Source organism: Staphylococcus sp. HMSC055A09 (assembly GCF_001809655.1).
GTDB lineage: Bacteria > Bacillota > Bacilli > Staphylococcales > Staphylococcaceae > Staphylococcus > Staphylococcus capitis.
In genome coordinates this window covers 1,043,357-1,069,047 of record NZ_KV798369.1, presented here as the reverse complement: position 1 = coordinate 1,069,047, position 25,691 = coordinate 1,043,357, and the positions used below count along the sequence as shown (strand labels likewise).

At 32.8% G+C, this 25,691-nt stretch carries 27 protein-coding genes and 2 other annotated features; of the genes, 25 read left to right on the top strand and 2 right to left on the bottom strand.

Annotated features, from left to right (window positions below):
- Nucleotides 1-9 precede the first annotated feature (9 nt).
- The 4 genes from HMPREF2642_RS10555 (at nucleotide 10) to HMPREF2642_RS10540 (ending at nucleotide 4,131) form a co-directional block, all read left to right on the top strand.
- Nucleotides 10-690, top strand: a complete 681-nt coding sequence (locus HMPREF2642_RS10555; protein WP_037549820.1) for a uroporphyrinogen-III synthase — start codon at nucleotides 10-12, stop codon at nucleotides 688-690.
- Nucleotides 680-1,654: a porphobilinogen synthase gene (gene hemB / locus HMPREF2642_RS10550; protein ID WP_023350136.1), complete on the top strand. Its 975-nt coding sequence runs from the start codon at nucleotides 680-682 to the stop codon at nucleotides 1,652-1,654. The genes HMPREF2642_RS10555 and hemB overlap by 11 nt, the downstream gene beginning before the upstream one ends.
- 28 nt (nucleotides 1,655-1,682) lie before the next feature.
- Nucleotides 1,683-2,966: a glutamate-1-semialdehyde 2,1-aminomutase gene (hemL, locus tag HMPREF2642_RS10545; RefSeq protein WP_002435979.1), complete on the top strand. Its 1,284-nt coding sequence runs from the start codon at nucleotides 1,683-1,685 to the stop codon at nucleotides 2,964-2,966.
- Between the two features lie 97 nt (nucleotides 2,967-3,063).
- Nucleotides 3,064-4,131 (top strand): AbrB family transcriptional regulator, encoded by a 1,068-nt coding sequence (locus HMPREF2642_RS10540; RefSeq protein WP_070597850.1) that lies wholly within the window; start codon nucleotides 3,064-3,066, stop codon nucleotides 4,129-4,131.
- A 52-nt stretch (nucleotides 4,132-4,183) separates the two neighbouring features.
- On the opposite strand, the gene HMPREF2642_RS10535 is transcribed toward HMPREF2642_RS10540, so the two are convergent.
- On the bottom strand, nucleotides 4,184-4,744 hold the full coding sequence (locus HMPREF2642_RS10535; RefSeq protein WP_023350138.1) for a DNA-3-methyladenine glycosylase I: 561 nt from the start codon (nucleotides 4,742-4,744) through the stop codon (nucleotides 4,184-4,186).
- A gap of 58 nt (nucleotides 4,745-4,802) precedes the next feature.
- Nucleotides 4,803-5,050, top strand: a binding site (T-box leader).
- 40 nt (nucleotides 5,051-5,090) lie between these two features.
- Here HMPREF2642_RS10535 and HMPREF2642_RS10530 point away from each other — a divergent pair.
- From HMPREF2642_RS10530 to HMPREF2642_RS10515, 5 genes are all read left to right on the top strand, one after another.
- The gene (locus HMPREF2642_RS10530) at nucleotides 5,091-7,721 is read left to right on the top strand and encodes a valine--tRNA ligase (protein ID WP_002469671.1); all 2,631 of its coding nucleotides are present in this window, start codon (nucleotides 5,091-5,093) and stop codon (nucleotides 7,719-7,721) included.
- A 10-nt stretch (nucleotides 7,722-7,731) separates the two neighbouring features.
- Complete coding sequence (locus tag HMPREF2642_RS10525) at nucleotides 7,732-8,997, top strand: bifunctional folylpolyglutamate synthase/dihydrofolate synthase (RefSeq protein WP_030061502.1); 1,266 nt, start codon at nucleotides 7,732-7,734, stop codon at nucleotides 8,995-8,997.
- 185 nt (nucleotides 8,998-9,182) lie between these two features.
- Nucleotides 9,183-9,893: a prepilin peptidase gene (locus HMPREF2642_RS11465; RefSeq protein WP_083300173.1), complete on the top strand. Its 711-nt coding sequence runs from the start codon at nucleotides 9,183-9,185 to the stop codon at nucleotides 9,891-9,893.
- On the top strand, nucleotides 9,890-10,573 hold the full coding sequence (gene radC / locus HMPREF2642_RS10520; protein ID WP_023350142.1) for a RadC family protein: 684 nt from the start codon (nucleotides 9,890-9,892) through the stop codon (nucleotides 10,571-10,573). Before HMPREF2642_RS11465 ends, radC begins: the two co-directional genes overlap by 4 nt.
- A gap of 67 nt (nucleotides 10,574-10,640) precedes the next feature.
- Nucleotides 10,641-10,922, top strand: coding sequence for a hypothetical protein (locus tag HMPREF2642_RS10515; protein WP_049427491.1), 282 nt, complete (start codon nucleotides 10,641-10,643; stop codon nucleotides 10,920-10,922).
- Nucleotides 10,923-10,992: 70 nt separating this feature from the next.
- On the opposite strand, the gene HMPREF2642_RS11460 is transcribed toward HMPREF2642_RS10515, so the two are convergent.
- Nucleotides 10,993-11,172, bottom strand: a complete 180-nt coding sequence (locus HMPREF2642_RS11460; RefSeq protein WP_037560643.1) for a hypothetical protein — start codon at nucleotides 11,170-11,172, stop codon at nucleotides 10,993-10,995.
- Between the two features lie 165 nt (nucleotides 11,173-11,337).
- Here HMPREF2642_RS11460 and HMPREF2642_RS10510 point away from each other — a divergent pair, with 165 nt between their 5' ends.
- The 16 genes from HMPREF2642_RS10510 to recJ all read left to right on the top strand — a co-directional run bounded on the left by HMPREF2642_RS10510 (nucleotide 11,338) and on the right by recJ (nucleotide 25,679).
- Complete coding sequence (locus tag HMPREF2642_RS10510) at nucleotides 11,338-11,820, top strand: DUF4930 family protein (RefSeq protein ID WP_070597849.1); 483 nt, start codon at nucleotides 11,338-11,340, stop codon at nucleotides 11,818-11,820.
- Between the two features lie 88 nt (nucleotides 11,821-11,908).
- Nucleotides 11,909-12,049 (top strand): hypothetical protein, encoded by a 141-nt coding sequence (locus HMPREF2642_RS11640; RefSeq protein WP_002436055.1) that lies wholly within the window; start codon nucleotides 11,909-11,911, stop codon nucleotides 12,047-12,049.
- 196 nt (nucleotides 12,050-12,245) lie between these two features.
- Nucleotides 12,246-13,088: a rod shape-determining protein MreC gene (mreC, locus tag HMPREF2642_RS10505; protein ID WP_070597848.1), complete on the top strand. Its 843-nt coding sequence runs from the start codon at nucleotides 12,246-12,248 to the stop codon at nucleotides 13,086-13,088.
- The gene (mreD, locus tag HMPREF2642_RS10500) at nucleotides 13,088-13,609 is read left to right on the top strand and encodes a rod shape-determining protein MreD (protein ID WP_023350147.1); all 522 of its coding nucleotides are present in this window, start codon (nucleotides 13,088-13,090) and stop codon (nucleotides 13,607-13,609) included. Before mreC ends, mreD begins: the two co-directional genes overlap by 1 nt.
- Nucleotides 13,610-13,641: 32 nt before the next feature.
- Nucleotides 13,642-13,772 (top strand) — a sequence feature (ribosomal protein L21 leader region).
- A 12-nt stretch (nucleotides 13,773-13,784) separates the two neighbouring features.
- The gene (gene rplU, locus HMPREF2642_RS10495) at nucleotides 13,785-14,093 is read left to right on the top strand and encodes a 50S ribosomal protein L21 (RefSeq protein WP_002436008.1); all 309 of its coding nucleotides are present in this window, start codon (nucleotides 13,785-13,787) and stop codon (nucleotides 14,091-14,093) included.
- 4 nt (nucleotides 14,094-14,097) lie between these two features.
- Nucleotides 14,098-14,418 carry a ribosomal-processing cysteine protease Prp gene (locus HMPREF2642_RS10490; RefSeq protein WP_002436010.1) on the top strand — a complete coding sequence of 107 codons (321 nt, stop codon included), beginning with the start codon at nucleotides 14,098-14,100 and terminating at the stop codon, nucleotides 14,416-14,418.
- A gap of 11 nt (nucleotides 14,419-14,429) precedes the next feature.
- Nucleotides 14,430-14,714 (top strand): 50S ribosomal protein L27, encoded by a 285-nt coding sequence (rpmA, locus tag HMPREF2642_RS10485; protein WP_001830822.1) that lies wholly within the window; start codon nucleotides 14,430-14,432, stop codon nucleotides 14,712-14,714.
- 143 nt (nucleotides 14,715-14,857) lie between these two features.
- A complete protein-coding gene (obgE, locus tag HMPREF2642_RS10480) occupies nucleotides 14,858-16,150 on the top strand; it encodes a GTPase ObgE (RefSeq protein ID WP_002436005.1) in 1,293 nt (430 codons plus the stop codon).
- A gap of 11 nt (nucleotides 16,151-16,161) precedes the next feature.
- A complete protein-coding gene (locus HMPREF2642_RS10475; protein WP_002436060.1) occupies nucleotides 16,162-16,617 on the top strand; it encodes an ACT domain-containing protein in 456 nt (151 codons plus the stop codon).
- A 13-nt stretch (nucleotides 16,618-16,630) separates the two neighbouring features.
- A complete protein-coding gene (ruvA, locus tag HMPREF2642_RS10470) occupies nucleotides 16,631-17,233 on the top strand; it encodes a Holliday junction branch migration protein RuvA (protein WP_002436096.1) in 603 nt (200 codons plus the stop codon).
- A gap of 33 nt (nucleotides 17,234-17,266) precedes the next feature.
- Nucleotides 17,267-18,271: a Holliday junction branch migration DNA helicase RuvB gene (ruvB, locus tag HMPREF2642_RS10465; RefSeq protein WP_002436053.1), complete on the top strand. Its 1,005-nt coding sequence runs from the start codon at nucleotides 17,267-17,269 to the stop codon at nucleotides 18,269-18,271.
- A gap of 1 nt (nucleotide 18,272) precedes the next feature.
- Nucleotides 18,273-19,298, top strand: a complete 1,026-nt coding sequence (queA, locus tag HMPREF2642_RS10460) for a tRNA preQ1(34) S-adenosylmethionine ribosyltransferase-isomerase QueA (RefSeq protein ID WP_002436078.1) — start codon at nucleotides 18,273-18,275, stop codon at nucleotides 19,296-19,298.
- A gap of 22 nt (nucleotides 19,299-19,320) precedes the next feature.
- On the top strand, nucleotides 19,321-20,460 hold the full coding sequence (tgt, locus tag HMPREF2642_RS10455) for a tRNA guanosine(34) transglycosylase Tgt (protein ID WP_049427500.1): 1,140 nt from the start codon (nucleotides 19,321-19,323) through the stop codon (nucleotides 20,458-20,460).
- A 15-nt stretch (nucleotides 20,461-20,475) separates the two neighbouring features.
- Nucleotides 20,476-20,739, top strand: coding sequence for a preprotein translocase subunit YajC (gene yajC / locus HMPREF2642_RS10450; protein ID WP_002436110.1), 264 nt, complete (start codon nucleotides 20,476-20,478; stop codon nucleotides 20,737-20,739).
- Between the two features lie 235 nt (nucleotides 20,740-20,974).
- Nucleotides 20,975-23,266 (top strand): protein translocase subunit SecDF, encoded by a 2,292-nt coding sequence (gene secDF / locus HMPREF2642_RS10445; protein ID WP_023350151.1) that lies wholly within the window; start codon nucleotides 20,975-20,977, stop codon nucleotides 23,264-23,266.
- 139 nt (nucleotides 23,267-23,405) lie between these two features.
- Complete coding sequence (gene recJ / locus HMPREF2642_RS10440; protein ID WP_070597847.1) at nucleotides 23,406-25,679, top strand: single-stranded-DNA-specific exonuclease RecJ; 2,274 nt, start codon at nucleotides 23,406-23,408, stop codon at nucleotides 25,677-25,679.
- Nucleotides 25,680-25,691 lie beyond the last annotated feature (12 nt).

Below are 25,691 nucleotides of genomic sequence, written 5' to 3'. Positions count from 1 at the left end.
AACTCAATGATGAAACCAGTTATAGTTATGACCCAAACAAGTAAAGTTCAAAGTAATTTAGTCAATATTATTCATAAACCATTGATTCAAATACAAGAACTTTCGTTTAATGAGCATTTGCTTAATCATGACTATGACTGGCTTATTTTTTCTTCTAAAAATGCAGTCAAATACTTTTATGAGTATTTAAAAAGCGTTAAAGTTAAGAAGGTAGCAGTTATCGGCGAGAAAACGGCTCAATACTGTGAGGATTTAAATATAAATGTTGATTTTATTCCAAGTGATTTTTCTCAAGAAGGATTTCTTAAAGAGTTTAATTCTATGAATCAGCGAATCTTACTTCCTTCTAGTCAGCTTGCACGACCGAAATTAGCACATCAATTGAATAATAATAATGTTGTGATTAAGATTGATTTATATAAACCTATACCTCACCATCAAAATATTAATGAGGTTAAACAACTTGTAAAAAATAATGAATTAGATGCTATAACTTTCTCAAGCTCATCTGCAGTTCGTTATTATTTTGAAAATGGAGATACTCCAGAGTTTCACCATTACTATGCGATAGGTAAGCAAACAGCTACAGTTCTTAAAAATTATAATCAAAATGTGCAAGTTGCTGATTCACAAACTTCGGAATCAATAATAGCCAAAATTTTAGAAAGTAGGGAGAATAATGAAATTTGATAGACATAGAAGACTACGTTCTTCTCATACAATGCGAGATTTAGTGAGAGAGACACACGTGAGAAAAGAGGATTTAATTTATCCTATTTTCGTAGTCGAACAAGATGACATTAAATCTGAAATTCATTCACTACCTGGTGTATATCAAATTAGTTTAAATCTATTACATGAAGAAATTAAAGATGCTTATGATTTAGGCATTAGAGCAATAATGTTCTTTGGAGTGCCTAATAACAAAGACGATGTAGGTTCAGGTGCATACGATCATAACGGTGTTGTACAAGAAGCAACGCGTATTGCTAAAAAAATGTATGATGACTTGTTAATTGTTGCGGATACTTGTCTATGTGAATATACAGATCACGGCCATTGTGGCGTTATTGATGATCATACTCATGATGTTGACAATGATAAGTCATTACCTTTATTAGTTAAAACTGCTATATCACAAGTAGAAGCAGGCGCAGATATTATCGCTCCAAGTAATATGATGGATGGTTTCGTTGCAGAAATTAGGAAAGGCTTAGATCAAGCTGGGTACGAAAATATTCCAATTATGAGTTATGGTATTAAATATGCGTCTAGTTTCTTCGGTCCGTTCCGTGATGCAGCAGATTCAGCTCCATCTTTCGGTGACAGAAAAACTTATCAAATGGATCCAGCAAATCGTTTAGAAGCATTGAGAGAATTAGAAAGCGATCTTAAAGAAGGTTGCGATATGATGATTGTTAAGCCAGCTTTAAGTTACTTAGATATTGTTAGAGACGTAAAAAATAATACTAATGTTCCTGTTGTTGCATACAATGTCAGTGGTGAATATAGCATGACTAAAGCTGCGGCCCTCAATGGTTGGATTGATGAAGAAAAAATTGTGATGGAACAAATGATTTCTATGAAACGTGCTGGTGCGGATTTAATCATCACTTACTTTGCTAAGGATATTTGTCGCTATTTAGATAAGTAATGAATCACTACTAAGGAGGATTTTATTTATGGGTTATGAAAAATCTATAAAAGCTATGGAAACAGCTGAAAATTTAATGCCTGGAGGTGTTAATAGCCCTGTCAGAGCATTTAAATCGGTAGATACACCTGCTATTTTTATGGATCATGCAGACGGTTCTAAAATATATGATATAGATGGCAATGAATACATTGATTATGTACTAAGTTGGGGACCACTAATTTTAGGACATAAAAATAAACGTGTGATAGAAAAGCTTCATGAAGCAGTTGATAACGGTACAAGTTTTGGTGCTTCAACGTTACAAGAAAATAAACTAGCAGAACTCGTGATTGACAGAGTGCCATCAATAGAAAAAGTAAGAATGGTGTCTTCAGGTACTGAAGCTACACTTGATACTCTACGTTTAGCTAGAGGGTATACAGGTCGTAGTAAGATAATTAAGTTTGAAGGTTGCTATCATGGTCATAGTGATTCTTTATTAATTAAAGCTGGTTCTGGCGTAGCTACATTAGGATTACCTGACTCTCCTGGTGTACCAGAGGGAATTGCTAAAAACACAATAACAGTTCCTTATAATGATTTAGAATCATTAAAATTAGCTTTTGAAAAATATGGTGACGATATCGCTGGTGTAATTGTTGAGCCAGTAGCAGGTAATATGGGTGTAGTTCCGCCTTTAGAAGGATTCTTACAAGGTTTACGTGACATTACAAATGAATATGGTTCTTTACTTATTTTTGATGAAGTAATGACTGGTTTCCGCGTAGGATATAATTGTGCTCAAGGTTACTTTGGTGTTACTCCAGACTTAACTTGTTTAGGAAAAGTTATTGGTGGCGGATTACCAGTTGGTGCATTTGGTGGTAAAAAAGAAATTATGGATCAAATAGCTCCAGTAGGAAATATTTATCAAGCTGGAACTCTATCAGGAAATCCTTTAGCAATGACGAGTGGGTATGAAACATTAAGTCAGCTAACTCCTGAGTCTTATGAATATTTTAATGAATTAGGGGACATTCTTGAAAAAGGTCTAAAAGATGTGTTCGCTAAACATAATGTACCTATTACTGTAAATAGAGCAGGCTCAATGATAGGATACTTCCTAAATGAGGGCCCTGTTACTAATTTTGATGAAGCAAATAAAAGTGATTTAGAACTATTTAGTAATATGTATAGAGAAATGGCAAAAGAAGGTGTATTCTTACCGCCATCTCAATTCGAGGGTACTTTCCTTTCAATGGCTCATACTAAAGAGGATATTGAAAAAACGATTCAAGCATTTGATAACGCACTAGGCCGTATTGTATGATAAATTGAACAAAATAAAAAAGATAAATGACTGGGGTGATAGCTATTATCCCAGTCTAAGTTTTGTTAATGTTCTTTTATGAAAGTAGTGAGATAAGATGAATAATATACAGAGAAATAACTTTATTGTCTTAGCATTAGCTATAATAATAAGTTTAATATTGAAGATTTCTCACATACTGTTGCCTTTCATGTTTGGACCAATTATTGCAGCGGTTATTTGTGTGAAAGCATTTAAATTGGAGATCAAATGGCCTTTTTGGTTAAGTCAAATCGGTTTAATATTTCTTGGCGTACAAATTGGTTCTACTTTTACGAAAACAGTGATCGGTGATATAAAAAATGATTGGTTAACAATCATCATAGTAACTGTACTTTTATTAGTCTTAGCATTATTAATAGCTTATTTCTTTAAGAAAATAGCTCAAGTTAATTCGGAAACAGCTATTTTAAGTGTAATTCCAGGTGCATTAAGCCAAATGTTAATTATGGCTGAGGAAGATAAGAAAGCTAATATTTTAGTTGTAAGTTTAACTCAAACATCTCGTATAATATTTGTGGTTATATTAGTTCCGTTGATATCATATTTTTCCCAAGATTCCCATAATACCACTGGGGAACATGTAAGCAAAGCGCCAGCATTGACACATGCTCTTGATTTTTGGCAAATATTCATAATATTTTTAGCTGTAGCAATAGTTTATTTCTTGATGGCGAAAATTAACTTTCCTATTAAACAATTGTTAGCTCCTATATTTGTCTTAATTGTTTGGAATATGACTACAAATTTAAATTTCACTTTAGATAATTGGTTACTCGCATCTGCGCAAGTGATTTATATGATACGTATAGGCCTTCAAATTGCTCATCTACTTAATGATTTAAAAGGTCGTATCGCAGTAGCTATTGCTTTTCAGAATATAATGTTAATTATTTCGGCTTTTATAATGGTGGTTATCATTCATCTTTTCACGCATAATTCAATTAATGAATTATTCTTAGGTGCAGCCCCAGGAGGTATGAGTCAAATAGTTTTAGTAGCTATAGCTACTGGTGCTGATGTAGCAATGATTTCAAGCTATCACATCTTTAGAATTTTCTTCATTCTTTTCTTAGTTGCACCTGTGATTAATTACTTCTTAAAATTTAGAGCGAAATCTCGTTAAATAAATAATAAAACGCATTTCCTAAGTTAATAGGAAATGCGTTTATTTCTATCTAAGAATGACTCGGTTTAACAGGGCATCCTTCAAGATGTGAATCGTATAATCCTGCAGCCTCAAGAAATGAAAATACAGTGACAGGACCTAAAAATTTAAAACCATATTTTTTTAAATCTTTAGAAAGTTGTGTAGCTCTATCATCTACTGTTTTACGATCTCTGGGTTTTTTATAACCCATATTAATAGGTTGATGATTAACATATGACCAAAGAAAATCACTAAAACTTTTATAATCTTTTTCAATTTGTAAGTAACCTCGTGCTTGGCTAACAATAGCTTCTAACTTTTTTCTATTATGAACTATATTAGGAAATTCCATAAGGCGATCAATATCTTTATCAGACATTTTGGCAACCTTTTTTGGTTCGAAATTATAGAATGCTTCTTCATAGGATTCTTTTTTCTTTAAGATGGTAAGCCATGATAAACCGGCATGTTGGGATTCTAAGGCGATTAACTTAAAAAGTTCTTTACTATCATATAAAGGTTGACCCCAAAAATAATCATGATATTCTAAATATGTTTCATCTTTAGTACCAAAGGCGCACTCATTCATAAATTTTACCTCCAATACATTGACTTATTGATGTATCCATTATACTATAAATAAGTAAATGAATATAATGATAGGGAAGAGTAAATTCTAATCATTTCAAAGAGAGCATATGTTTGGTGTGAATATGTAGATGATTTTAATTGAAGGTAGCCCAAAATGAAACTTTCACTGAACAAATGTTCAGTAGGTGAAAGCGTGTGAGAGCGTTAATCTTATACTTAAGTGCTCGAAGAATAAAGTATGTTTAAGTTAAAAGACTTTATTTTTCTTGAATATAGGTGGTACCACGGAACATCCGTCCTATTTTTAGGGTGGATGTTTTTTTATTTTATTAGGAGGTTTTTACATGGAAATGAAACCGAAATACGACCCAAGAGAAGTAGAAGCTGGTCGTTATGAAGAATGGGTAAAAAATGGTTATTTTAAACCATCAGAAGATAAATCGAAAGATACATATACTATTGTTATTCCGCCGCCAAATGTGACGGGAAAATTACATTTAGGACATGCGTGGGACACAACGTTACAAGATATAATTACTCGTATGAAGAGAATGCAAGGATATGATACTTTGTATCTTCCAGGTATGGATCATGCTGGGATAGCTACACAAGCGAAAGTAGAAGCAAAATTAAATGAACAAGGTATTTCAAGACATGAATTAGGTCGAGAAAAATTTCTAGAACAAGCTTGGGATTGGAAAGAGGAATACGCTTCATTTATTAGACAACAATGGGCTAAACTAGGCTTAGGATTGGATTATAGTAGAGAGCGTTTCACTCTTGATGACGGTCTAAGTAAAGCTGTTAGAAAAGTATTTGTTGATTTATATAACAAGGATATAATTTATAGAGGCGAAAGAATTATTAACTGGGATCCTCAAGCTAGAACGGCTTTGTCTGACATTGAAGTTATTCATGAAGATGTGCAAGGTGCATTTTATCACTTTAAATATCCTTACGCAGATGGTGAAGGTTATATTGAAATTGCGACTACCCGTCCCGAGACAATGTTAGGTGATACAGCGATTGTTGTTAACCCTAATGATGAACGTTATAAAGATGTTATTGGTAAAAAAGTAATTTTACCAATTGTTGGTAGAGAATTGCCTATCTTAGCTGATGAATATGTTGATATAGAATTTGGTTCAGGTGCAATGAAAGTCACACCTGCGCATGATCCAAACGACTTTGAAATTGGGCAAAGGCATGATTTAGAAAACATCATAGTAATGGATGAATACGGTAAAATGAATGAGAGATCTGGTAAATATGAAGGTATGGATCGTTTCGAATGTCGTAAACAACTCGTTCAAGATTTAAAAGATCAAGATTTAGTTATTAAGATCGAAGAGCATACGCATTCTGTAGGTCACTCAGAAAGAACAGGTGCAATCGTCGAACCGTATTTATCAACACAATGGTTTGTTAAAATGAAACCTTTAGCTCAAAGAGCACTAGATAACCAAAAAACAGACGACAGAATTGATTTCTTCCCAGGTCGTTTCGAAAACACATTTAATCGTTGGATGGAAGAAATAAGAGATTGGACTATTTCTCGTCAATTATGGTGGGGACATCAGATTCCTGCTTGGTATCATAAAGAAACTGGTGAAATCTACGTAGGGGAAGAAGCACCCAATGACATTGACAATTGGGAGCAAGATGCAGATGTATTAGATACTTGGTTCTCAAGTGCTTTATGGCCATTTTCTACTTTAGGTTGGCCAGATACTGAATCTGAAGACTTTAAACGTTATTATCCAACGAATGCTTTAGTTACAGGTTATGACATTATTTTCTTCTGGGTAGCAAGAATGATATTCCAAGGATTAGAATTCACAGATAGAAGACCATTTAATGATGTTTTACTACACGGTTTAGTAAGAGCTGAAGATGGACGTAAAATGAGTAAGTCATTAGGTAATGGTGTAGACCCAATGGATGTAATTGATGAATATGGTGCAGATAGTTTGAGATACTTTTTAGCTACTGGTTCATCACCAGGTCATGACTTACGCTATTCGACTGAAAAAGTTGAATCTGTATGGAATTTTATAAACAAAATTTGGAACGCTGCGCGCTTTAGTTTAATGAATATTGGTGAAGAGTTTAAAGTAGAAGATATCGATTTATCTGGAAACTTATCGCTTGCTGATAAATGGATTTTAACTCGCCTAAATGAAACAATTAAAACCGTAACAGATTTAAGTGACAAATATGAGTTTGGTGAAGTAGGGCGTGCGCTTTATAACTTTATTTGGGACGAATTCTGTGATTGGTATATTGAAATGAGTAAGATACCAATGAATGGTGATGATGAAGCTCAGAAACAAACTACACGTTCAGTGTTAAGTTATGTTCTTGATAAAATTATGAAGATGTTACATCCATTTATGCCTTTTGTTACAGAAACAATCTGGCAAAGTTTACCTCATGAAGGTGAAACTATAGTTAACGCAGATTGGCCAACTGTTAACTCTGAATATATGTTTGACGAAAGTAAACAAACAATGCAGCAACTTGTTGAAATCATTAAATCTGTTCGTCAATCAAGAGTTGAAGTGAATACGCCACTTTCTAAATCAATACCAATTTTAATTCAAACTAAAGATGATAACGTTAAGCAAACATTGAAAGATAATGCGAGTTATTTACACAAATTCTGTAACCCAAGCGAACTCACTATTGATACAGAAGTTGAAATTCCTGAAAAAGCTATGACATCAGTAGTTGTAGCGGGTAAAGTTGTGTTACCGCTTGAAGGACTTATTGATATGGATAAAGAAATCGCTCGCTTAGAAAAAGAACTAGATAAACTTCAAAGTGAATTAGATAGAGTAGACAAAAAATTATCAAACGAAAACTTTGTAAATAAAGCACCTGAGAAAATTATTAATGAAGAAAAAGAAAAACAACAACATTATCAAGAGAAGTATAATGGTGTTAAATCACGAATCGAACAATTAAAAGCATAGGAGTATGATCATGAATTACCTAGACAGCTTGTATTGGATACATGAAAGATCGAAATTTGGTATTAAACCAGGTGTCAAACGTATGGAATGGATGTTAGAACAATTTAATAATCCTCAAGATAAAATTAGAGGTATACATGTTGGCGGCACCAATGGTAAAGGGTCTACGGTAGCATATCTAAGAACTGCTTTGGTTGAAAATGGTTATGATGTCGGAACCTTTACATCTCCGTTTATAGAAAGTTTTAATGAACGCATTAGTTTAAATGGCACACCAATTACTAATGATGAAATTGTAGATTTAGTTGAGCGTGTTAAACCAGTTAGTGAAGCTTTAGAAAATGAAACAGAACTTGGTGGAGCAACAGAGTTCGAAATTATTACTACTATGATGTTCCTTTACTTCGGTGAAATCCATCCAGTTGATTTCGTTATCATAGAAGCTGGTTTAGGAATTAAACACGATTCAACAAATGTATTTAAACCAATTTTATCAATTTTAACTAGTATTGGATTGGATCATACTGATATTCTTGGGTCAACTTATCTAGATATAGCAAAAGATAAATCAGCAATAATTAAACCATATACACCAGTTATCTATGCTGTGAAAAACGATGAAGCTCTTAAGTATGTGAGAGACTATGCTTTAGAACAAAACGCTAAACCAATTGAGTTAGATAGAGAAGTAACCATCATTTCACAAGATGATGAGTTTACTTACCGATATAAGGATTATGAACTAGAAACTATCATTTTAAATATGATGGGTGAACATCAGAAAGAAAATGCTTCCTTAGCAATTACGGCGCTTATTGAACTTAATGAAGCGGATATTATTGATTTAGATTTTAATAAGATGATTGATGGTATTGAATCTGTAAATTGGACTGGACGTATTGAACAAGTGAAAGAACAGCCGCTTATGGTTATCGATGGTGCACATAATAATGAAAGTGTAGAAGCTTTAATCGATACTATTAAACATTACTATGGTAGAGATAAAATTGATGTACTCTTCTCAGCAATTAAAGGCAAACCAATTAATTCGATGATTCATAATTTAAGTGAAATTGCCTCGCAGTTTTATTTAGCGGATTTCGATTTTCCTAAAGCTTTAACTAAAGAAGAAATTGCTGATGAAACTAATTTAGATAATGTAGAACTTGTAGAAGATTATGTACAGTTTATTGAAAATTACACTGGTGAAGGTTTAATCATCACGGGTAGTTTGTATTTTATAAGCGAAATAAAAGCAAAAATTAAATTTAACTAAATTAAGAAAGAGTAAAATGAGTAGTTATACTAACTTGTTTTACTCTTTTTTTATATGAAAGCCATTAAAATATGGAAATTAAACATAGCCAATAAATAAGTACTCCAATGATAAAATTCCTCTAATTATGCAACTATTTACATTCAAAAGAAATTACTTATAATTATTTTAAAGGAGGATGATAAATGGCTTTACTGGCTTATTCATGTAGTGTGATATTTAGTTTTTTATACCAATTTAGTCACAAGGGTACATTAAAATTTAATTATTTCTTTTCAAGATCCGTTTGTGATCATTGTAATCAAAATGTTAAGCCTTATGACTTATTACCGATTTTGAGCTACATAATACTCAAAGGGCGCGCTCGCTGTTGTCACAAGAAATTACAAATATATTATTTGATAGGGGAAGTTTTAGCGCTTATACCAATATTTTTGTATTACTTTTCACATGGTAATATCAATTTTTCTCATTTCTTATTAACTTTTCTTTTTTTACTCAGTTTCTCTATATACGATATTAACAATCTATCGATCGACATAAGATTGTCCTCAGTCTATGTTATAGTAGCCTTCTTTTGTTCACATTTATATCTTCATACTTTTATAATTACTTTTTTAATTTCGCAATTGTTATATCTAATTCTACGTAAATATATAGGTTACGGAGATATCGTAATTTTTAACATGCTGTCTTTATTCTTACCTTTAAATTTTCTTATTTATTTATGTATGTTTACTTTTATTTTTGGCGGTTTTATATCCATTTTTATAAAACTTTTGATTAATAAAGATTTAAAATATATTCCATTAATTCCTTTTGTCTTCCTCTCTTTCATTTTCACTTCGCTTTTCTATAATGATTTAAATATTGTATTAGGAGGAACATATTATTGAAAATAAATGAAATGGCAATTTCCGAGAAACCTAGAGAGCGTCTTATGAATTACGGTGCAAAAAGCTTATCAAATGTGGAATTGCTGGCAATACTTATTAATACTGGTAGAAAAGGCTTCTCTAGCATTGATATTGCTAATGAACTTATAAAAAGTCATCATTCTATTAGAGATTTAAAAAAATTATCTATCAATGATTTATTAAAAGTAAAAGGGATTGGATTGTATAAAGCAATTATATTGCAAGCAGCTTTTGAGTTAGGAGAAAGGCTAAATGCATCAAGCACGATAGATAAAGTTAAAATTACTCATCCGAGTGACGTGGCTGATTTGATGATGTCTTCTATGAAAGATTTAGATCAGGAACATTTTGTAGTATTACTACTTAATTCAAAAAATATAGTTATAAAACAATCTTGGATCTTTAAAGGAACACTTAATAGTTCGATTATTCATCCACGTGAGGTATTTAATATTGCAATTAGAGAATCCTCTAATGCTATCATTATTGTTCACAACCATCCTTCAGGTGATGTAACACCCTCTAGAGAAGACATTACTACGACTTTACGTTTAAAAGAGTGTGGTGCTATTTTAGGAATTGATGTACTTGATCACATCATCATTGGAGATAATCAATTTACAAGTTTGGTTGAAGCAGGCTATTTTGAGGAGCATTAAAATCAATTAGTTTATATCAGTCACATAGTGTATAATTTTCTTATTAAAAAATAAGGAGATATTTTATATGAGTTTATTTCTAATTTTAGGTATAATCATGCCAGTGGTTTACGTAATAAGACTTAATATCCTAGATAATATAATGACTATTAGACGTGGTTTCATAACGATTATTTTATCGATTATAGGTATAGTTACAGCATCTTTGTTAGGTAGTATAGTAACAAAGCAATTGAATGAATTAATATTTATAATCATTGGAGCTATAATAACAGGTGTATTGTGGGGATTACTTCTAGTGGGGAGTTATATATTAATAAATTGGTTATCTAAATTAATTAAAAAATAATAAAAAGTTAGCTAAAAAACATTGAAGAGGTTTTGAAACATTCACTCACAATGTATAGCTAACTCTTAAATTAATTAACATAAGATATCAAGTTTTGATAGTTATCTAATAGCCAAATTACTCCTTGATACGCCAAATAAATACATAGTAAAACAATCCCTGCAGATATTAAGAAACGTAGTATAGATAGACCAACTCTAAAGAGAAGTACGACTAATAATACTATCAAAATAATAGTTAAGATACTTATCAAATGCTGTCCCTCCTCATCACGTATGCATGTTATATTGCTTATTATAATTCATTTAATGAATGTTAGCATCCGTCTACAGATATAATATTTCTACACCTATAGTCTGATGTAAACTAAAAACATTTAACATATACTTAATTAAATATGATAAGGAGGGCGAATATGAGATTTATATTTAGTATAGTTAAGAATATTATTGCTGTGCTAGCTATTATTGCTATTATTTATATAGCATTGAAGTATGCCCCTTTCCTTAGAGATCAAGAATGGAATCCTTTACATGAAAGTACTAATTATATTCAACAAAATATGCATGATACTCCGGCAAATAACAGACTACCTGCTCAGCCACAAAACGTCAAAAGTTATTCATTAAAAGAAAACGACATCATCAATAATGTCCCTTCTAGTCAAATTAAAAATGTATTTAATATGATTGATAAGAAAGAATTTATGTCAGTATCTGGTATAGGTAGAATGGGCTATAATAATAAATACTTAGCAGGCCAAAGAGGGGACGAATTCATAATATATAAATTTGGTTCAGATTCTATAAGAGTATATAACACAGAGTTTGAAATGCAACAGGATCTAAATAAATTAGGACAACATATAGAGTTAAAACCATCAGAAGCTTTTAAGTAAAAACTGTAAACTATGAATTTGAAATGTATTTTTAAATAAGTTAACCTTTATATATAGATAAATACATTAAAGGTTGGTGTGATTTCTAATGGCTGAACAATCAAAAGAAAAACAAGCTAACGAACAAGCAAAAGCACAAAATCTTTTTGCTCGTTGGAGAAAAGAAGAAACACTATATAGCGAAGACGAAAAGAAAGATAAAAATGATAGCGAAGATGAAACTAAATAAATTTAAGGTCATATTTTATTAAACTACTAACGATAAGGTTAGTAGTTTTTTTATGTATTTAGGCATAATGTTTTTAAAAAGTTTAACATTACTTATTATAAATTTTACCTTTTAGATTAGTTAGTGCTTTATTTCATGTAGTGAGTAATATAAAATATAAAAGGATAATAAATTTAGTCTTATAGAGGTGTTCTGGGTGCTTAATTTTTTCAAAAATAACAAGCTCATTGTTGTTTTATGTGCAATTATCGTTTTTATAGCGTTAATTGGTTTATCCATTCGTTCCCAAAACCAATCACCTCCTGAACAATATGTAGGAGACTCAGTTTCTTTAGGACAAAGAGTTGTGAGTTATCCTATTCATTTTGTAACTGGAGCTATTGGAAATATTTTCAATAATGGTGGATCGAAAGAAGATAAAAATAAAATTAAACAACTTGAGGCAAAGAATCAAAAGTTAGAAACTGAAAATAAAAAGTTTAAAAAAAAATTAGACGTTAAAGATTTATCAAAATATGAGCCTATTTCAACAACAGTGATTGCTAGAAACCCAGATCAGTGGATGAATACAATTGTGATAGACAAGGGTTCTAAATCTGGCATTAAAAATAATATGGCGGTTATGACTTCTGAAGGTTTAGTTGGTAGAGTCACAAAGGTAAATCAATTTTCTGCTCAAGTCGATCTAATTTCCACTCATACGAGAGCAGGTAAACTTTCAGTTAACGTACAACACGGTTCTAAAAATGTTTTTGGTTTGATTGATCATTATGATGCTAAAAACGAAGAATTAGTGATTAGTGATATTAACAACAAAGATAGTGTGAAAAAAGGAGATAAGGTAGTAACCAGTGGCTTAGCTGACCAGTTACCAAGTGATCTTTACATAGGTGAAGTTACAGATGTTGAAAATGATCAATACGGACTTGCCAAAGAGGTAAGAGTTAAGACTGGTGCTGATTTAGCTGACTTAAATCATGTATATGTTGCAAAACGTGATGTGAGCACGATTCCCGATGATGAAAGCAGGGATAACTAATGCGAACGCTTTATTATTTACTAATTGGAGTACTTTTATTTTATATAGATACGGCTATAGGATTAGTTATTCCATTGCATTTCGGTAAAATCGACATTATCTTTGTTCCTCATTTAACTTTAATGTACATATTGATAATGACTGTATATAGAGGTTTTGGTGTATCAATTGTTCTTGCTATCTTTTTCGGAATAGTTACAGATTTATATTTTGGAAGTATATACGGTTTATATATGTTTGGTTACATTATATTAGTTGTGATTGTAGATAAATTCTTTAAAGTGTTTTATCGAGACCATACAATGCTATTTAGCATCGTGTTGTTAAGTACAGTGATACTTGAAATTTATGTAGCAGCCATATATGCAGTAATTGGATTTATTCAATTTGATTTTATTGATTTTATTTTATTCAGATTAATCCCAACGTTTATAATTAATTTTATCTTATTATTAATTTTATATCCTATCATCATAAAATTTACGCGAAAAATGCAAAACGCAATTGACAGTAAAGCTTAGTGATGGTAAGATGCAGTAGTTGAGTAGTTTCAGGCTACATACAACCGCTCAAATACAGGTTTAAGTACGAAGGCAAATATATTATTTTGTTTGTCTATTCAAGCTAGCTTCATTGTATAGCTCATGAAGGTGTCACCTGTATATGGCGTGACTTATTATATAGGAGGTGCAAAGTATGTTTGCTATTATTGAAACAGGTGGAAAACAAATCAAAGTAGAAGAAGGTCAAGAAATCTTCGTTGAAAAATTAGACGTAAATGAAGGTGACTCATTCACTTTTGATAAAGTATTATTTGTAGGTGGAGATTCAGTAAAAGTTGGTGCGCCAACTGTTGAAGGTGCGTCAGTTACTGCTACTGTTAACAAACAAGGACGTGGCAAAAAAATCACTGTATTCACTTACAGACGTCGTAAAGACTCAAAACGTAAAAAAGGCCATCGTCAACCATTTACTAAATTAACTATCGATAAAATTAACGCATAATTTTATGATTACTGTTGATATTACAGTTGATGATGAAGGCAAAGTCACAGATGTGATCATGGATGGTCATGCGAATCATGGTGAATATGGTCATGACATTGTCTGTGCTGGTGCCTCAGCAGTTTTATTTGGTAGTGTGAACGCAATTATGGGATTGACATCAGAAAAGCCTGACATCGATTACGATGATGATGGTGGTCATTTTCATATAAGAAGTGTTGATACTAATAACAAAGAAGCGCAATTAATTCTTCAAGCGATGTTAGTTTCTTTACAAACAATTGAAGAAGAATATAATGAGAATATCAGATTAAATTATAAGTGAGGTGTATCCCGATGTTAAAATTAAACTTACAATTCTTCGCATCTAAAAAAGGGGTAAGTTCTACTAAAAACGGACGTGACTCTGAATCTAAACGTTTAGGTGCTAAACGTGCTGACGGTCAATATGTATCAGGTGGTTCAATTCTTTATCGCCAACGTGGTACTAAAATCTACCCTGGTGAAAATGTAGGTCGTGGTGGCGATGATACATTATTCGCTAAAATCGACGGCGTTGTTAAATTTGAACGCAAAGGTCGCGACAAAAAACAAGTTTCTGTATATGCAGTTGCTGAATAATTTTGTCTAGTTAACACCAGAAGTGAATGCTTCTGGTGTTTTATTTTTGTTTAAATTGATATACACATTAAAAATTTTTCTATAAATAGGGATAATGATATAATTATAAGGATGAAAAATTCAGAGTAAAAGAGGTGAGATATATGTTTGTCGATCAAGTCAAAATATCTCTCAAAGCAGGTGATGGAGGTAACGGAATCACTGCTTATCGAAGAGAAAAATATGTACCTTTTGGTGGACCAGCTGGAGGTGACGGTGGTAAAGGTGCCTCAGTTGTATTTGAAGTAGATGAAGGTTTAAGAACACTTTTAGACTTTAGATATCAAAGACACTTTAAAGCTAAAAAAGGTGAAAATGGGCAAAGTAGCAATATGCATGGTAAAAATGCTGAAGACTTAGTATTAAAAGTGCCCCCAGGTACAATTATTAAAAGTGTAGAAACTGAAGAGGTTTTAGCTGACTTAGTTGAAGACGGTCAAAGAGCTATCGTTGCACGTGGGGGCCGTGGTGGTCGTGGTAACTCACGTTTTGCTACTCCACGTAATCCAGCACCCGATTTCAGCGAAAATGGTGAGCCCGGTGAGGAACTAGATGTAACCTTAGAACTTAAATTATTAGCGGATGTCGGTTTAGTTGGTTTCCCTAGTGTTGGTAAATCTACGTTATTATCTATTGTTTCAAAAGCAAAACCTAAAATCGGAGCTTATCATTTTACTACGATTAAGCCAAACTTAGGTGTAGTTTCTACGCCAGACAGTAGAAGTTTTGTTATGGCTGATTTACCTGGTCTTATAGAAGGTGCTTCAGATGGCGTTGGTCTAGGTCATCAATTTTTAAGACATGTAGAACGAACTAAAGTGATTGTTCACATGATAGATATGAGTGGTTCTGAAGGAAGAGATCCTATTGAAGACTATAAAATCATCAATCAAGAACTTGTTAATTATAAGCAACGACTTGAAGATCGCCCACAGATTGTAGTGGCTAATAAAATGGACATTCCTGACGCTAAAGATAATTTAGAACTTTTTAAAGAGGAAGTTGGCGAAGATATTACAATTGTTCCGGTATCAACTATCACACGAGATAACATAGATCAATTGTTGTATCTCATTGCTGATAAACTAGAAGAAGTTAAAGATGTTGACTTCTCAGTTGAAGAAGATGAAAATATAGGCGTCAATCGTGTTTTATATAAACACACGCCTTCCCAAGATGCATTTACAATTACTAGAGACGACGATGGTGCTTATGTAGTAAGTGGTAATGCAATTGAAAGAATGTTCAAAATGACTGATTTCAATAGCGATCCTGCCGTTCGTCGATTCGCAAGACAAATGCGTTCTATGGGTATTGATGATGCGTTAAGAGAAAGAGGATGTAGTAATGGAGATATCGTTAGAATTCTAGGTGGAGAATTTGAATTTGTCGAATAGGAGTGTAGACTATGGACAATAAAGACTATAGAAAGTTTTATTTAATTAGAGAAGATGTATTACCTGAATCTGTTGTTAAAACTTTGAAAGTTAAAGATGCTTTAAAAAACAATCCTGAATTGTCCATTTATGATGCAGTTAAACAGTTCAACTTATCCCGTAGTGCCTTTTATAAATATAGGGAAACTATATTTCCTGTAGATGAAAAGATGCTAGATCATAGGGAGTTTACACTCATTTTATATGTTAATGATATAGTAGGAATGTTAGCACAAGTATTAAATACAATTTCAAGACTTCAATTATCTGTATTAACGATACATCAAAGTGTACCTATGGAAGATAAAGCTACGATTACTTTATCACTTAACGCTCAATCATCCTATCTCTCAATTGATGATGTAGTCAATACACTTAGAGAAATAGAGCATGTTTCAAAAGTTGAGTTAATTAGTATGAGTATGTAAAGGGAGTGCCAACATGTATGCTTATGTAAAAGGGACATTAACGCAATTATTTCCAACTCATGTAGTGGTTGAAACTTCAGGAATAGGTTATGAAATTCAAACACCAAATTCTTATCGTTTTCAAAAATATTTAAATCAAGATGTACAAATTTTCACTTCTTTGATTGTTAGAGAAGATGCACAATTGTTGTATGGATTCATTAGTGAAGAAGAGAAAGATATGTTTCATAGTTTAATTAAAGTTACGGGAATTGGTCCCAAGTCAGCTTTAGCTATTTTAGCAGCTAGTTCTCCAAATGAAGTGAAAAGAGCAATTGAAAATGAAAATGATGCTTATCTAACTCAGTTCCCTGGCATTGGTAAAAAAACGGCCAGACAAATCGTATTAGATTTAAAAGGTAAAGTCACCATTACTGAGGAAGATTCAGAATCATTGCTTCAAGTCGATGTTAATAATAATGAACAAAGTCAAGTTGTTAAAGAAGCTATGTTAGCATTAGAAGCATTAGGATACTCAAAACGTGAACTTTCTAAGGTTGAAAAAGTGTTAAACAAGCAAAGTGTATCTAGTGTAGACGAAGCTGTAAAATTAGGCTTACAAACGTTAGTTTCTTAATAAATAGAGTATGTATCTTATGGAGGCACGAATATGGATAAAAGAATGGTCGATCAACAATTTCATAATGAAGATTCGGATTTCGAATTATCATTGAGACCTACTAAACTCAAACAATATATTGGTCAAACCTCTATTAAAAGTAATTTAGAAGTGTTTATTAAAGCTGCTAAATTAAGAGAAGAACCTCTCGATCATGTGCTTTTATTCGGGCCACCAGGATTAGGTAAAACAACACTTTCAAATATTATAGCTAATGAAATGGAAGTTAATATACGTACAATCTCAGGTCCTTCATTAGAAAGACCTGGAGATTTAGCTGCAATTCTTTCAGGACTACAGCCAGGTGATGTGCTTTTCATAGATGAAATTCATAGATTAAGTAGTGTCGTTGAAGAGGTACTCTATCCAGCAATGGAGGATTTCTTTTTAGATATTATTATTGGTAAAGGTGACGAGGCACGTAGTATTAGAATAGATTTACCACCATTTACACTAGTGGGTGCTACAACCAGAGCAGGTAGTTTAACAGGACCGTTAAGAGATAGATTTGGGGTGCACTTGAGACTTGAGTATTATAACGAAAATGATCTCAAAGAAATAATTACTCGAACTGCAGATGTACTTGGTACTGGTATTGATGAAGAGAGTGCTTTAGAATTAGCTCGACGTTCTCGTGGTACACCAAGAGTAGCAAATCGTTTATTGAAACGTGTTAGAGACTTTCAGCAAGTCAATGAAGATGATCAAATTTATATTGAAACAACAAAAAGAGCATTACAATTACTTCAAGTTGATAAAGAAGGTTTAGATTATATAGATCATAAAATGATGAACTGTATTATCAATCAATATAATGGTGGCCCGGTTGGTTTAGATACAATTGCTGTATCTATAGGTGAAGAGCGCATTACTATTGAAGATGTTTATGAACCATTTTTAATACAAAAAGGCTTTTTAGAGCGAACACCACGTGGACGAAAAGCGACGCCTTTCGCTTACGAGCATTTTAATAATACGAATGAAAAGAGGGAGTAAGTTGAATATTGAAGAATTTGACTATCATTTGCCAGAATCTTTAATAGCTCAAACACCTTTAAAAAATAGAGACCAAAGTCGTTTGCTTGTGCTTCAAAGAGAGACTGGTAAAATGACTCACCTCCATTTTAAAGATGTCATTGATTATTTAAATCCTGGAGATACACTGGTTTTAAATGATACGCGAGTGATGCCCGCAAGACTATTTGGCTTAAAAGAGGAAACTGGCGCTAAAGTAGAAATGCTTATGCTTACTCAAATTGAGGGAAACGATTGGGAAGTATTGCTAAAACCTGCTAAAAGAATCAAGGTGGGTAATCGCTTATCATTTGGCGACGGAAAAATTGTTGCTGAATGTATTAAAGAATTAGAACAAGGTGGACGTATTATGCGTCTACACTATGATGGTATTTTACAAGAACGACTTGATGAGCTTGGTGAGATGCCTTTACCTCCATACATTAAAGAACGTCTTGATGATCCAGATAGGTATCAAACTGTATACGCTAAAGAAAGTGGTTCTGCTGCAGCTCCAACTGCAGGGTTACATTTTACGGATGATTTATTAAATCAAATTAAGCAAAAAGGGGTCAATATCGCTTTTATAACATTGCATGTAGGGTTAGGCACGTTCAGACCAGTTAGCGTTGATAACATTGATGATCACGAAATGCACAGCGAATATTATCAAATGACTCAAGAAACTGCTGATTTACTTAATCAAACAAAGGCCAAAGGTAAAAGAATAATTTCGGTGGGAACAACATCTACACGTACTTTAGAAACTATTAGAAGAGACCACGAGCAATTTGTTGAAAAAAGTGGCTGGACGGATATATTTATTTATCCTGGATTTGAATATAAAGCGATTGATGGATTAATTACTAATTTTCATCTACCTAAATCTACATTAGTAATGCTAGTTTCAGCATTTAGTACTAGAGAAAATATTTTAAATGCATATCATAAAGCGGTAGAAATGGAGTACAGATTCTTCAGTTTTGGAGATGCAATGTTAATTATTTAAAGAAGAATGTGAGGTTTAAAGTATGCCTGCGGTAATTTATGAGCATATTAAAACATGTAAACAATCAGGGGCAAGATTAGGTATTGTACATACACCACATGGTTCATTTGAGACACCGATGTTTATGCCTGTGGGAACAAAAGCTACAGTTAAAACGATGAGCCCTGAAGAACTTAAAGATATTGAAGCAAAAATCATTTTGGGCAACACATATCATTTGTGGCTACAACCTGGAAATGATATCATCAAGCATGCTGGGGGCCTACATCAATTCATGAATTGGGATGGTCCGATTTTAACAGACTCTGGTGGATTTCAAGTTTTCAGTTTGAGTAATTTGCGTAAAATAACTGAAGAGGGCGTTGAATTTAGACATCATACTAACGGTTCTAAACTTTTCCTTAGCCCTGAAAAGTCTATGCAAATACAAAATGATTTAGGTTCAGATATCATGATGGCGTTTGATGAATGTCCGCCCATGCCATCTGAATACGATTATGTTAAAAACTCTATTGAAAGAACCACACGCTGGGCAGAAAGATGTTTAAAAGCGCATCAACGTCCCGAAGATCAAGCATTGTTCGGTATTATTCAAGGTGGAGAATACAAAGATTTACGTGAGCAAAGTGCGAAAGAGCTTGTTGACCTTGATTTTCCTGGTTATGCTATCGGAGGTCTGTCTGTGGGAGAACCGAAGCCAGTTATGTATGACATGGTTGAACATACCGAACAATTTATGCCGAAAGATAAACCTAGATATCTTATGGGGGTAGGCTCACCTGATGCATTAATAGAGTGTAGCATCAGAGGCATGGATATGTTTGATTGCGTGCTTCCTACTAGAATCGCTCGAAATGGTACATGTATGACTTCAAAAGGTCGTGTAGTTATCAAAAATGCAAAATATGCAGATGACCTTGGACCATTAGATGATAATTGTGACTGTTATACTTGTCGTAATTATTCAAGAGCATATATTAGACATTTAATCAAAGCGGAAGAAACTTTTGGTATCCGTCTTACTACTATTCATAATTTACATTTTCTGCTAAAATTAATGGAAGATATAAGACAAGCCATTCGAGAAGACCGTCTTTTAGACTTTAAAGATGCGTTCTTTGAACAGTATGGATTAAATGTAGAGAACCCTAAGAACTTTTAAAAGGAGAATTTAACAATGGGCCAATTCACATCATTGATTTTACCAATTTTATTATTGGTATTAATGTGGTTCTTTTTAATCAGACCACAACAAAAACGTGCTAAAGAGCATCGTGAAATGATTAGCCGTGTAGAATCAGGACAAAAGGTTACTACAATAGGCGGTATTAAAGGTACTGTTAAATCTGTTGATGAAACAACAGTTGTCATTACAGTAAATGGTCATGGTACGGAAATGACTTTCGAGAAACCAGCCATCAAACAAGTTGACCCTTCATAATATGAGGTCAGTTTTAATTAAAAGTGGGACTCTTTAAAAGGAGTTTCACTTTTTTTATATACAAATCATTATGTTAAATTTGTTTAAAAGTTTTAAATTAAGCCAATAATTTCACTATTGAGTGTAGTATGTTAATATAGATAGGTCGTTAAAGTGAACGTAATATCATTTTAACTTGCATGATAAAATAATCATCGAGTATGCTAAATACATAAGTAAATAATGAGGTGTTCATGTGAAGAAAACTAGTAGATTAATTGCATTCATACTACTTGTGGCTCTTCTTTTTACAGGAATGGGACTTACATATAAGAATGTAGTTAAAAATGTTAATTTAGGACTTGATTTACAAGGTGGTTTCGAAGTACTTTATCAAGTTAATCCTTTAGATAAAGGAGAAAAGATAGACAAGAAAGCACTTCAAGCAACATCAAGAACACTCGAAAACCGAGTTAATGTTCTAGGTGTTTCAGAACCTAAAATTCAAATTGAAGATCCTAACCGTATACGTGTTCAATTAGCTGGTATTAAGGACCAAGCTCAAGCACGTAAATTGTTATCTACGCAAGCGAATTTAACAATTAGGGACGCTCAAGACCATGTTTTAATGTCTGGTTCAGATATCAAACAAGGTTCAGCCAAACAAGAATTTAAACAAGAAACTAATCAACCAACAGTAACATTTAAGGTTAAAAGCAAAGAAAAATTCAAAAAGGTTACTGAAAAGATTTCAAAAAAACGTGACAATGTTATGGTTGTCTGGATGGACTATAAAAAGGGTGATAGTTACAAGAAAGAGGCTAAGAAGCAACAAGAAGGTAAAGACCCTAAATATGTTTCTGCCGCAAACGTAGATCAGCCAATTAATTCAGATAGCGTCGAAATTTCCGGTGGTTTCAATGGTAAAAAAGGTGTTAAAGAAGCTAAACAAATCGCTGAATTACTAAATGCCGGTTCGTTACCTGTAGATCTTAAAGAAATTTATTCTAATTCAGTTGGCGCACAATTTGGTCAAGATGCTCTAGATAAAACAATATTCGCTTCATTTATCGGTGTAGGAATAATTTATCTATTTATGCTAGGCTTCTACAGATTACCAGGTTTAGTAGCAATTATTGCATTGACTACTTACATTTACCTAACATTAGTTGCATTTAACTTTATTTCTGGTGTGTTAACATTACCGGGACTTGCCGCACTTGTGCTTGGTGTAGGTATGGCTGTTGATGCTAACATTATTATGTATGAGCGGATTAAAGACGAACTAAGAATAGGTCGAACGCTCAAGCAGGCATATTCTAAAGCAAACAAAAGTTCATTCCTAACAATCTTTGACTCAAACTTAACAACTGTTATTGCTGCAGCTGTGCTGTTCTTCTTCGGTGAGAGCTCAGTTAAAGGTTTCGCGACGATGTTACTATTAGGTATTCTAATGATATTCGTTACAGCTGTCTTCTTGTCACGTGGACTATTATCATTATTAGTATCATCTAACTTCTTTAAGAAAAAATATTGGTTATTTGGAGTTAAGAAAAAAGATCGCCATGACATTAATGAAGGTAAAGATGTTCATGACCTTAAAACATCATTTGAAAAGTGGAATTTCGTTAAGTTAGCAAAACCGCTTATCGCGTTAAGTATTTTAATCGTCATAGTTGGTTTAGTTATTTTATCAATTTTTAAACTTAATTTAGGTATTGATTTCTCTTCTGGTACAAGAGCAGATATTGAGACAAATCAATCACTCACTCAAGGTAAAGTCGAAAAAGCTGTTAAAGATGTCGGCTTATCGCCAGACCAAGTTCAAATTAATGGCAGCGGTCATAAAAATGCTACTGTACAATTCAAGAAAAATTTAACAAGGGCAGAAGATAACAAGCTAAGTGATAAGATGAAATCAGAGTTTGGTGATACACCACAAATTAACTCAGTATCACCATTAATCGGTCAAGAACTCGCTAAAAATGCTATGACAGCGTTAATCCTAGCTTCAATAGGTATTATTATTTATGTATCACTTCGATTTGAATGGCGAATGGGCTTATCTGCAGTACTTGCGTTATTACATGACGTATTTATAATCGTAGCAGTATTTAGTTTATTTAGATTAGAAGTTGACTTAACATTTATCGCAGCTGTATTAACAATTGTAGGTTATTCTATTAATGATACAATTGTTACTTTCGACCGTGTTCGAGAAAACTTGCATAAGGTTAAGGTGGTTACGTCACCTGAGCAAATTGATGATATTGTTAATAGATCAATTAGACAAACAATGACACGTTCAATTAATACGGTCTTAACGGTTGTAGTTGTAGTTGTTGCTATACTCATCTTTGGTGCACCAACTATATTTAACTTCTCATTAGCGTTATTAATTGGTTTAATCTCAGGAGTATTCTCTTCTGTATTTATCGCCGTACCGCTTTGGGGTATCATGAAAAAACGTCAATTGAAGAAATCTCCAAACAGTAAATTAACGGTTTATAAAGAGAAAAAATCAAATGATGAAAAAATCTTAGTTTAATCTATTAGTTAACTGTCAATTAAGTATTTAATACTTGATTGACAGTTTTTTTGTTGAAATTATTTAATCCTTAACGGGTTGTACTTTTTATTTTAAATAAAGTTCGGTATAATGACTTTTGGAAATGAGGACGATTGTTATGATTAAATCAAGATATCATTGGGATTTAGCCCAGCCAACTGAATACATAACAGATGATCTTGCTAAGAAACTTAAACTTTCACCTATTGTAAAAAAAGTTTTGGAAAGCAAGAATCTAGTTCAAGAAAATAATATTTTAGATGTATTAGAAGATAAAGTACTTGACCATGATCCTTGGTTATTAAGTGATATGCAAAAAGCAATTGATCGCATAAATTTAGCTATTGATAAAAATGAACGTATTTTAGTCTATGGCGATTATGATGCTGATGGTGTCACTTCAACAACTATTCTTGTTAATACATTACAGCAATTGGGTGCTCAAGTAGGATGGTATATTCCTAATCGGTTCTCTGAAGGTTATGGACCTAATGAACATGCCTTTCGTAATGCATATGATGAGGGGATCTCACTAATCATAACAGTGGATAATGGAATACAAGGGCATGATGAAATTAAAATGGTTCAAGACCTCGGTGTGGATGTCATTGTGACAGATCATCATGAGATTGGACGTACTTTACCAGAGGCATTAGCCATTGTACATCCAATGCACCCGGATTTTGACTATCCGTTCAAATATCTTTGTGGTGCTGGTGTGGCATATAAGTTATCGCAAGCTTTATTAAGTCATCCACCTCAGCAATTTATAGCATTAGCAGCTATAGGAACGATTGCAGATTTAGTGTCTTTAACAGATGAAAATCGTTCAATAGTTAAAAGAGGATTGAAAATATTAAATGATCAGACACCTGTTTCTATCAATGCTATATTGAAACAAGCAGGTTATAATGATCAAATCAACGAAGAAACAATTGGGTTTATCATTGGACCTCGACTCAATGCGGTAGGTAGATTAGAAGATGCATCACTAGCTGCTGAATTATTAATGGTAGATGAGTTTGAGGAAGCAGAATTTTTAGCTGAACAAGTGGAGCATTTCAATCAAGAAAGAAAAGATATTGTAGCAGAAATTACTGAAGAGGCGCTTTCATTAGCTGAGGAACAAGTTCAACAAGGAAATTTATTTTTATTATTAGCTAAAGAGAATTGGCATGAAGGAGTACTCGGTATTGTAGCATCTAAGATTGTTGAAACTTATGCTCTGCCAACTCTAATCTTGAATATTGATTTAGAGCAAAATCATGCTAAAGGCTCTGCACGCTCGATAGACCAGGTGTCAATGTTTGAAATTTTAAATGCTCATCAGGATTTAATTACTAAATTTGGTGGTCATCATATGGCTGCTGGTATGACTATGGATATAGAAAATATTGATGAACTACGAAAAGGTCTTAACGAATGGATGAAGCAACTTTCAGAATCAACATCTTTAGCACCACGTAAACATGTAGATGTACTGCTCAATGAAAGTGAAATTACTGTTAAAAATATTCAAGATATACAAAAATTGCGTCCATTTGGTACAGACTTTAATAGTCCTACATTTGAAGTTAATGATTTAAATGTTAAATCGATTAAAGCTATTGGCCAGGAAGGTAAACATTTAAAAGTGGCACTTGGAGAGAATCAATTAGCGGCACTTTACTGGAGTTATGGACATCTTGCTAAAGAAATTGAAATGGGGCAACCACTTAATTTAATAGGTAACCTTCAAATCAATGAATGGAATGGAAATCAATCACCCCAATTAATTATTCAAGATATTGCTACAGAAACAATACAAATCTTAGATTATCGAAGCAAACGTAAGCATCTTCAATTCACTGAAAATAATTCTAATACAGCATATGTGATTCATCCTAAAAAGGATAAACCCAATGAGCATCATTATTATTATGGTGAAACTATAGAGTCACAATATGATAAAGTAGTTCTCAGAGATTTACCTACAACAATGAATGAAATTGAAGAAACGCTTAAACAATTACAATTTTCCCAGCTTTATCTTGTTTTACAACATGATCAATCAATTTATTTTGAAGGTATGCCAAGCAAAGCATTATTTAAAGAATGTTTTAAAGCTTTAATTAACAAACAAGAAACAAATTTAGCTAAAGAGGGTATGATGTTGTGTGAGTTTTTAAAAGTTAAGCCAGAAATATTAAAGTTTATGCTTAAAGTTTTTAATGAGCTTAATTTTATTTACAACGAGGATGGTCTTATTAAAATAAATTCACACTCTAGTAAAAAAGATATCGAGACGAGTCGTCTTTACCAATTAAGACAATCTCGAATAGAAGTAGAAAAAAGATTACTGTACGATGACTTTTCAAATATTAAAAAATGGATAAAGTCTCAATTGAGTTAAAATTTAGGAGGA

What these genes read in the sequence shown, in the direction of transcription:
- mreD (WP_023350147.1), top strand. Translation starts at nt 13,088, where the DNA reads ATGCGAACGCTTTATTATTTACTAATTGGAGTACTTTTATTTTATATA.
- rpmA (WP_001830822.1), top strand. Translation starts at nt 14,430, where the DNA reads ATGTTAAAATTAAACTTACAATTCTTCGCATCTAAAAAAGGGGTAAGT.
- HMPREF2642_RS10510 (WP_070597849.1), top strand. Translation starts at nt 11,338, where the DNA reads ATGAGATTTATATTTAGTATAGTTAAGAATATTATTGCTGTGCTAGCT.
- recJ (WP_070597847.1), top strand. Translation starts at nt 23,406, where the DNA reads ATGATTAAATCAAGATATCATTGGGATTTAGCCCAGCCAACTGAATAC.
- rplU (WP_002436008.1), top strand. Translation starts at nt 13,785, where the DNA reads ATGTTTGCTATTATTGAAACAGGTGGAAAACAAATCAAAGTAGAAGAA.
- HMPREF2642_RS10530 (WP_002469671.1), top strand. Translation starts at nt 5,091, where the DNA reads ATGGAAATGAAACCGAAATACGACCCAAGAGAAGTAGAAGCTGGTCGT.
- yajC (WP_002436110.1), top strand. Translation starts at nt 20,476, where the DNA reads ATGGGCCAATTCACATCATTGATTTTACCAATTTTATTATTGGTATTA.
- HMPREF2642_RS11640 (WP_002436055.1), top strand. Translation starts at nt 11,909, where the DNA reads ATGGCTGAACAATCAAAAGAAAAACAAGCTAACGAACAAGCAAAAGCA.
- HMPREF2642_RS10490 (WP_002436010.1), top strand. Translation starts at nt 14,098, where the DNA reads ATGATTACTGTTGATATTACAGTTGATGATGAAGGCAAAGTCACAGAT.
- hemB (WP_023350136.1), top strand. Translation starts at nt 680, where the DNA reads ATGAAATTTGATAGACATAGAAGACTACGTTCTTCTCATACAATGCGA.
- HMPREF2642_RS10535 (WP_023350138.1), bottom strand. Translation starts at nt 4,744, where the DNA reads ATGAATGAGTGCGCCTTTGGTACTAAAGATGAAACATATTTAGAATAT.
- hemL (WP_002435979.1), top strand. Translation starts at nt 1,683, where the DNA reads ATGGGTTATGAAAAATCTATAAAAGCTATGGAAACAGCTGAAAATTTA.
- HMPREF2642_RS10525 (WP_030061502.1), top strand. Translation starts at nt 7,732, where the DNA reads ATGAATTACCTAGACAGCTTGTATTGGATACATGAAAGATCGAAATTT.
- tgt (WP_049427500.1), top strand. Translation starts at nt 19,321, where the DNA reads ATGCCTGCGGTAATTTATGAGCATATTAAAACATGTAAACAATCAGGG.
- HMPREF2642_RS10540 (WP_070597850.1), top strand. Translation starts at nt 3,064, where the DNA reads ATGAATAATATACAGAGAAATAACTTTATTGTCTTAGCATTAGCTATA.
- HMPREF2642_RS10515 (WP_049427491.1), top strand. Translation starts at nt 10,641, where the DNA reads ATGAGTTTATTTCTAATTTTAGGTATAATCATGCCAGTGGTTTACGTA.
- ruvA (WP_002436096.1), top strand. Translation starts at nt 16,631, where the DNA reads ATGTATGCTTATGTAAAAGGGACATTAACGCAATTATTTCCAACTCAT.
- HMPREF2642_RS11465 (WP_083300173.1), top strand. Translation starts at nt 9,183, where the DNA reads ATGGCTTTACTGGCTTATTCATGTAGTGTGATATTTAGTTTTTTATAC.
- ruvB (WP_002436053.1), top strand. Translation starts at nt 17,267, where the DNA reads ATGGATAAAAGAATGGTCGATCAACAATTTCATAATGAAGATTCGGAT.
- obgE (WP_002436005.1), top strand. Translation starts at nt 14,858, where the DNA reads ATGTTTGTCGATCAAGTCAAAATATCTCTCAAAGCAGGTGATGGAGGT.
- HMPREF2642_RS10475 (WP_002436060.1), top strand. Translation starts at nt 16,162, where the DNA reads ATGGACAATAAAGACTATAGAAAGTTTTATTTAATTAGAGAAGATGTA.
- HMPREF2642_RS10555 (WP_037549820.1), top strand. Translation starts at nt 10, where the DNA reads ATGAAACCAGTTATAGTTATGACCCAAACAAGTAAAGTTCAAAGTAAT.